At 67.6% G+C, this 7,079-nt stretch carries 7 protein-coding genes and 1 pseudogene; 2 read left to right on the forward strand and 6 right to left on the reverse strand.

The features are described from left to right. Positions 1–100 precede the first annotated feature (100 nt). Positions 101–1,192 carry a uroporphyrinogen-III synthase gene (locus BCY76_RS16605; RefSeq protein ID WP_085437943.1) on the forward strand — a complete coding sequence of 364 codons (1,092 nt, stop codon included), beginning with the start codon at positions 101–103 and terminating at the stop codon, positions 1,190–1,192. 43 nt (positions 1,193–1,235) lie between these two features. Here the strand turns inward: BCY76_RS16605 and BCY76_RS16610 are convergent, their stop codons facing one another. The 3 genes from BCY76_RS16610 to BCY76_RS16620 are packed head-to-tail and all read right to left on the reverse strand — an operon-like array spanning position 1,236 to position 4,182. Beyond that, positions 1,236–2,621: an MFS transporter gene (locus BCY76_RS16610; RefSeq protein ID WP_070158838.1), complete on the reverse strand. Its 1,386-nt coding sequence runs from the start codon at positions 2,619–2,621 to the stop codon at positions 1,236–1,238. Continuing rightward, entirely contained in the window at positions 2,618–3,535 is a 918-nt protein-coding gene (locus BCY76_RS16615) for an NADP-dependent oxidoreductase (protein ID WP_070158839.1), read from the reverse strand. The genes BCY76_RS16610 and BCY76_RS16615 overlap by 4 nt, the downstream gene beginning before the upstream one ends. An 8-nt stretch (positions 3,536–3,543) precedes the next feature. Continuing rightward, a complete protein-coding gene (locus tag BCY76_RS16620; RefSeq protein WP_070158843.1) occupies positions 3,544–4,182 on the reverse strand; it encodes a DsbA family oxidoreductase in 639 nt (212 codons plus the stop codon). 88 nt (positions 4,183–4,270) lie between these two features. Between BCY76_RS16620 and soxR the strand changes: the two genes are divergently transcribed. Beyond that, the gene (soxR, locus tag BCY76_RS16625) at positions 4,271–4,720 is read left to right on the forward strand and encodes a redox-sensitive transcriptional activator SoxR (protein WP_070158840.1); all 450 of its coding nucleotides are present in this window, start codon (positions 4,271–4,273) and stop codon (positions 4,718–4,720) included. 184 nt (positions 4,721–4,904) lie between these two features. Here the strand turns inward: soxR and BCY76_RS16630 are convergent. The 3 genes and pseudogenes from BCY76_RS16630 to BCY76_RS16640 form a co-directional block, all read right to left on the reverse strand. Next, positions 4,905–6,100 (reverse strand): annotated as a pseudogene (locus tag BCY76_RS16630) (IS3 family transposase). A 38-nt stretch (positions 6,101–6,138) separates the two neighbouring features. Further along, the gene (locus BCY76_RS20135) at positions 6,139–6,267 is read right to left on the reverse strand and encodes a hypothetical protein (protein ID WP_272896872.1); all 129 of its coding nucleotides are present in this window, start codon (positions 6,265–6,267) and stop codon (positions 6,139–6,141) included. A 63-nt stretch (positions 6,268–6,330) separates the two neighbouring features. Then, positions 6,331–6,639 carry a hypothetical protein gene (locus BCY76_RS16640; protein ID WP_070158842.1) on the reverse strand — a complete coding sequence of 103 codons (309 nt, stop codon included), beginning with the start codon at positions 6,637–6,639 and terminating at the stop codon, positions 6,331–6,333. Positions 6,640–7,079 lie beyond the last annotated feature (440 nt).

Raw genomic sequence — 7,079 nt, forward strand, 5'->3', positions numbered from 1 at the left:
GACCCTCTGCCGGGCCCTCCGCCGGGCCGACCATGCGCTCCGGCTCCGCCGGCAGCGCCTCCTCCCCGCCCCGCCGGCGTCGGCGGCGCTTCCGCAGTCGCTGGCCGGGTTCCGCATCGGGGTGACCTCGGACCGCCGGAGCGAGGACCTGATCTCGGCCTTCGAGCGCCGCGGCGCGGAGGTCATGCATGCCCCGGCGCTGCGCATCGCCCCGATGACCGAGTCGGTGACCCTGCAGCGGGACACCCGCCTGGTGGTCGAGGCCCACCCGGACCATACGATCATCACCACCGCCTACGGGATGCGCCGCTGGGCGGAGGCCGCCGACGCCTACGGGCTGGGCACCGCGCTGCGTGAGGCCCTGGAGGGCTCCAGCATCCTGGTGCGCGGGCCCAAGGCTCGTGGTGCAGTCCGCGCCGCCGGGCTGGATGACGACGGCGCCGCCGACGACGAGCGCACCGCCACTGTGGTGGACATGCTGCTGCAGAAGGACCTGACCGGCACCACCGTGGCGTTCCAGCTGCACGGACGCACCGATCACGAGCAGATCGCCCGCATCGAGGCCGCCGGAGCCCGGGTCATCACCGTGATGCCCTACATGTGGGCCAAGCCCGCCGAGGACTCGGCGCTGCTGCGGATGATCGACGCCGTGATCGAGCGTCAGCTGGACATCGTCACGTTCACCGCCGCGCCCGCCGTCGACGCGTTCCTGGAGGTCGCCCACCAGTACGGCCGGGCGGCCGCGCTGCTGGAGGCGTTCCGCTCCGACGTCGTCTCCGCGGCAGTGGGGGACGTGACCGCGGCCCCGCTGCACGAGGCCGGGGTCCGGCCGATCATCCCGTCCCGGTGGCGGCTGGGCGCGATGATCCGCCTGGTCTGCGACCACCTGGAGGAGCACCAGACCCTGCGGATGGACACCCGGCACGGACCGGTGGAGCTGCGCGGCGCGGAGGTGCGGTTTCCGGAGGTGACCGATCAGCCCGTGCGCCTGGCGCCGGGGCCGCTGGCGCTCATGCGCGCCCTGGTCAAGGCCGAGGGCGCGGTGCTGTCCCGGGAGCATCTGTTGGCGGTGCTGGGGCACTGCGACTCCGAGCACGCCCTGGAGATGTGGGTCTCCCGGCTGCGCAAGGCTCTGCCGGTCTCCGGAGTGGTGTCCACGGTGGTCAAGCGCGGCTACCGGCTGGCGGTCTGAGTCTGGTGCGCGTGGCCGCTGCCGAACGCGCTGCCATCGCGTCTCACGAGGTGTCCGCAGGACGTCCGATGCCCAGTGACGCGATGACGGTTGCCGCAGAGGCCAGGCCGATCAGCATCACATAGGCGGCGGGAAAGGAGCCGCCGCTGACGAGGACGGCAGCGATGAGCGCCGTCACGACGCCGATGCCCATGCTTTCCCCAGTCTGCAGTGCGGAGCTGACGGCGCCCTGTTCGCCGGGGTCAGCGAGGGCGAGAGCTGCGCTGGACAGGCGTGGATACGCCGTCCCCATACCGGTTCCCATCGCCACGGAGGCGATGACGACGTTCCACAGCGGTATGTCCGTGACGATGTAGACCAGCACGGCGGCAGGCCCTGTGCCGACCAGCATCGTGGCGATCAGGACGAGTCGGCGATGGGACGTCTGCGTGCTGGGGCATCGTCCTTGGATCCAGGCGCCCAGCGCCCATCCTCCGGCGGCGGCGGCGATGACCAGACCAGCGGTGGTGGGCGGATACCCACGGACGGTCTGCAGGTAGAGGGTCAGATAGAGGTCAGTGGCGGTGGCCGTCGCGCCGAGGACGGCCCGCAGGGCGATGAGGCGCTGCGGGGCACCTCGCAAGGTGAAGGTCCCCTTCGGCAGAAGGCTGCGGGCGGTGAGGAGAAGCGCCAGAGACACGCCTCCGACGATGACGGCCGAGCCGGGGCCGTCGCTCTGTCCGCTGAGATGCAGGGCCGCCAGGAGTCCGGCCGCGAGGACCGCGAGCGCCCCTTTGCGCCCGACGATCCCCGCTGACAGAGATCGGGGCGAGGATGCCCTGCGTGAGGCCGCGGCTTCCCGGGATGGACGCGTGGCGTGCAGCAGGCAGAGCAGGGAGACGGCCGCCCCGAGGAGGACGACGCCGAACACCGCTCTCCAGTCCATGAGCTCGGCCATGGCACCGGCGACGACCGGCCCGGCCAGGGAGGGGACCAGCCATGCGCTGGTCAGGAGCCCGAACATCTGGGGGCGGACGGCCTCCGGGATGTGCCGGGCGATGAGGACGTAGAGGATCACCGAGTCGATCCCTCCGCCGAGCCCCTGCAGAAGTCGCCCGATGATGAAGACCGGGACGTCCCAGGCCAGGACGTTCAGCATCACACCGAGCAGGAAGATCGTTCCACCGACCATCAGCGGTGTACGCGGCCCCGCCCGGTCGGCCCAGTTTCCTCCGACGACCATGCCGACCAGTGCGGTCGTGATCGTCGCCGCGTAGGCGAAGGAGTACCAGCCGATGTCTCCGAGGTCGGCGACCGCGACCGGCAGGATGGTGGTGACGGCGAAGGATTCGAAGGCGATGAAGGTCATCAGAGCCAGCACGCTGGCGATGAACGGCCAGGTCTGTGTCGTCCACAGTCGGTGCTGACGCGTCGATGCGCGGGCCGTCACCGCGCCTGCCCGATCTCGAGGACGACCTTGCCCCGACCGTGGCCCGTCTCGACATCTCGATGCGCTGCGGCCACCTCGTCGAGCCCATAGGTCCGGCGCACATGGACCTCGAGCTCACCCGAGGTGACACGTCGCATGAGATCGGCCAGTCGCGCCGCGTCACGACGACTGCGCACGATCCGGCATCCGAGCTCGACGGCCAGGGCCATGTCCACGATCGTGGCGATGCGATCACGATCCGCCACCAGGTCGACAGCCGTGCGGAGGTTCTCGTGGCCCGCGGCGTCGAAGACCACGTCCACCCGGCCGCCCAGGGCGCGGATGCGTTCGGCCTGGCCCGGCCCGTAGGTGATCGGGACGGCGCCCAAAGATCGCAGGTAGGCGTGGTTCACCTGGCTGGCTGTCCCGATCACCGTGGCCGCTGCGCGGACGGCCAGCTGCGTGAAGATGGTGCCGACCCCACCGGCGGCACCGCAGACCAGCACGACGTCATCGGCTCCGATCCTGAGGTCCTCGAACGCCGTGTGGGCCGTCTGCCCCGAGGCTGACAGGGCCCCCGCGACCTGCCAGGGGACTCCGGCGGGTTTGGCCACGATCTGCGCTGCGGGCACGGCGACGTATTCGGCGTAGCAGTTCAGCAGGGCGAAGCCGGCCACCTCGTCACCGGCACAGACACCTTCCACCTCGGAGCCGACCTCTTCGACGACGCCGGCGAACTCATTGCCGAGGATCTGCGGAAACTCGATCTCGGCTCCCGGAGGTCTCCACCCTGCCCGGATCGCAGCATCCGTGAGCTGCACGCCTGCGGCGAGGACTCGCACCAGCACACCGTCCGACGATGCTGAGGGGCGCGGCATCTCGCGCACTCGCAGGACCTCGGCCGGGCCGAACTCGTCGATCGCGGCGGCGCGCATCGTCCCGCTCATCGGACCGCCCCCGCCGCCGCCACGAATCGCACCAGGTCCTCGACCGGTGCGGCACCGGAGAGCCGACGTCCATCCGGCGCCATGACAGTCGGCACCGTCTCCACCGACAGCCTCTGCGCCTCAGTGAGGTCGTGAGCCACCTCCTCGGAGAAGGCACCACCGGCCAGCGCGCCGTCGATCTCCTCGGGCCTGAGCCCCCACCCAATGGCCACAGCGCGCAGGACCTCAAAGTCACCGAGCCGCTGATTGCGGGTGAAGTGCGCGGCGAAGGTCGAGTCCCAGGCCGCCTCAGCATCGATGCGATCTGTGACGGCGGCGAGTTTGAGCAGGCGGTGGACCGGACGCGAATCGAACATCAGCGCGTCGTCGACGGCGAGGGCCAGGCCTTCGCGGCGCCCTTCGGCGCGAAGGCGCCGGCTCGTGGACTCCCACTGCGCGGACGACAGTCCCCACTCGCTCATTGCGACCCGCGCCGTCGGCTGCCCCGGGCTGACCGGGCCGTCCGGCTCCAGCAGGAAGCTTCGCCGCCGTACCCGCAGAGGCTCGCCGAGGACGGAGGCGGCACGGCGCAGCCGCCGCAGTCCGATCCAGCACCACGGACACCGTACGTCTGCCCACACATCGAGGTCGATCATCGTCTCCTCCTTCGCCGAGATCACGTGCAGTACAGTCGACTACGTCAAGTCCACTTGATGTCAAGCGAGCCGATGAGGAGGGCGGAACATGCCTCAGGTCCCAGAAGACGTCGTCTGGCTGAAGCCGGGCCAGATCGCCGAGCGTGCCGGAGTCGCGGTGTCGACGCTCCACTACTACGAGTCGATGGGCCTGATCCGCAGCCGACGCACCTCCGGCAACCGGCGTGAGTACCGACGCGACACGCTGCGGGTCCTGGCCTTCATCCGCGCATCCCAACGCGTGGGCATCAGCCTCGACCGCATCAAAGGCGCGCTGGACCGACTCCCTGAGGAGGGTCTTCCCACGGCCAGAGACTGGGCACGGATCTCTCGTGAATGGAGGGACGACCTCAATGAGCGGATCGAGCACCTCACCGCTCTGCGCGACCGCTTCTCCCTCTGCATCGGCTGCGGGTGCCTCTCCTTGAAGTCCTGTCCGTACTCCAATCCCGACGACATCCTGGGAGCCGATGGCCAGGGCGCCCTCCGGTTCCCCTAGACATCACACCTAAATGGGATGGACGTTAGATGAGCAAGACGAGCTATGCGACCAGGGGCTGAAGCAGGGATAGGTGACAACTGATCTGGCTAGCCGATGGGCAGCCTGGAAGGATTGTCATCATGCCTAAGCCCTACCCCAAGGGGGGCTGATGCAGGAACGGGTGACAGGTTGGGTTTCCTGTTCAGGCCGCTAGTGTCAGCGCCGGCGTGAGCAGTTTCTCCTCATAGGCGATCGGGGTCAACTTCCCCAGCCCCTTCTGTTTCCTCCTTCGGTGATAGGTCCGCTCAATCCACCGCACGATCCTCAGCCGCAGCTCCTCGCGGGTGGCCCAGGGCTGGGCATCGAGCACGTTGTTCTGCAGCAACGAGTAGAAGGACTCCATGGCCGCGTTATCGCCGGCGGCACCGACTCTGCCCATGGATCCGACCAGGCGGTGGTGCTCCAGAGTCCGGAGGAATTTCTTGGAGCGGAACTGGCTGCCGCCGTCGGAATGGACGATGCATCCGGCTACCTCAGCCCCGGTGCGGGCCCGGTTGGCGATGGCGTTGTTCAGTGCCCGCACTGCCAGGGAGGCCTTCATCCTGTTGTCGATGCTCTAGCCGATGATCCGGCGCGAGCAGGCGTCCTTGATCGCGCAGAGGTAGAGCTTGCCCTCACCGGTGTGGTGTTCGGTGATGTCGGTCAGCCACACGGTGTTCAGCTCCTTGACGTTGCTGAACTGCCGCTGCACCAAATCATCGTGGACCGGTGGCCCTGGGCGGGTGCCCTTGCCCTTCTTCCGGCGGCTGATCACTGAGAACACTCCCTGAGAGGCGCAGAGCCGCCAGGCGGTGCGGTGGGCCATGGGGTAGCCGGCTTCTTCTGCTTCATCGGCGAGGTATCGGTACCCGAACTCAGGGTCATCGCGGTGGGCATCGATCAGTGCGTTGAGCCGGTGGGCTTCTTCCCACTCCTGATCGGTGATGGGGTTGGCCAGCCACTGGTAGTAGGGTTGGCGGGCGATCTTCAGCATCCGGCACGCCACCGAGACGGGAACCCCGTCTTCGGCGAGATCGCTGACGAGCGGGTACTTCATTTTGACGGGATCTGAGCCTGCCCGAAGTAGGCGGCAGCCCGGCGCATGACCTCCAGTTCCTGCTCGAGGACCTTGATCCGGCGGTTCGCGGCCCGCAGCTGGGCTTTCTCATCGGTGGTGACACCAGGCTTGCGGTGATCAGCTGTTCCGGCGTCGAGGTCGGCCTGGCGCAGCCACTTGTTCAGTGTCCCTTCGTGGATCCCGAAATCTGTGGCGATCTGGGAGATCGTGGTGTTCTCATCCCTGTTCTGAGCGACGCGGACGATATCGTCGCGGAACTCTTTGGGGTAGGGCTTAGGCATGATGACAATCCTTCCAGGCTGCCCATCGGCTAGCCAGATCAGTTGTCACCTATCCCTGCTTCAGCCCCTTCCACCTGTTCCACCAGCCGGTTGACAGCGATGTCACCTGGGCGCTCGATATCATCCAGGACGAGCTGACTGCCATCGCCGACGAGGCGAACAACCATGGAGACTCCCACTGAGTCGACAGCCCTCAGCGCGCACCTTCTGTCGCCGGTCGTGAACCGTGGCTATTTCGCGGCGAGCTTCTTGACCCACTGGGACTTGTAGTCGGGGTGGTCGCTCCACGTTGCGGCAAGGGAAGCCAGGAGCTGGTCACCGAATCGAGCGGCTTCCGTCTCGGCATCGGCGCCGAGCACATACTCACCCGCCTTGACCAAGGCGCTGGCGCCGGTGAACCAAGACATCAGATCATTGTCTGCACCAGCCCTGCGCATCTGCCGCGCGATTCTGAGGACGCGCCCATAGGCTTGCAGCACCTCCGCGGGAAGAACTTTCTCGGCAAGCCGTTCCTCCACAAAGTTCTCCAGATCGCTCATCGCGACGCCTCCTTGACCTCGATTGAGGTCCCGAGGCGCGCGCAGCGCACCTCGGAACATGAGCATAGCTCATACTAGCACGCTCGTACTAATTTGAATTGCATCAGCATTTGTGCTCCACCGGCATGTCTGCGCGAAGGGCGGCTGCACTCATGGCGGCCACGCTCACCCTCGCAGCTTCGACGTCAGAATCCACCATTTCACCACGCGTCCGCACACGGCTGCTCGGCCGGCACAGGTGCGGCGACAGTCGGGCGCGGAGCGGCCCAGGTCCGTGGTGCCTCATTGTCAAGTCCCCGGGAAATGATCCCTCGTGCCTCATGTAGATATCCCCGCGTAGCTTCAGCTGGCTCGGCGCTTCTGGTCGAGCTTGATCCATTCGGCCTCTGGCATCGCTGCAGCCCTGGCTTCTTCGATCTCGCACTGCAGTCGGCGGGTCG

Origin of the sequence: Nesterenkonia sp. PF2B19 (assembly GCF_001758425.2) — a bacterium.
GTDB lineage: Bacteria > Actinomycetota > Actinomycetes > Actinomycetales > Micrococcaceae > Nesterenkonia > Nesterenkonia aethiopica.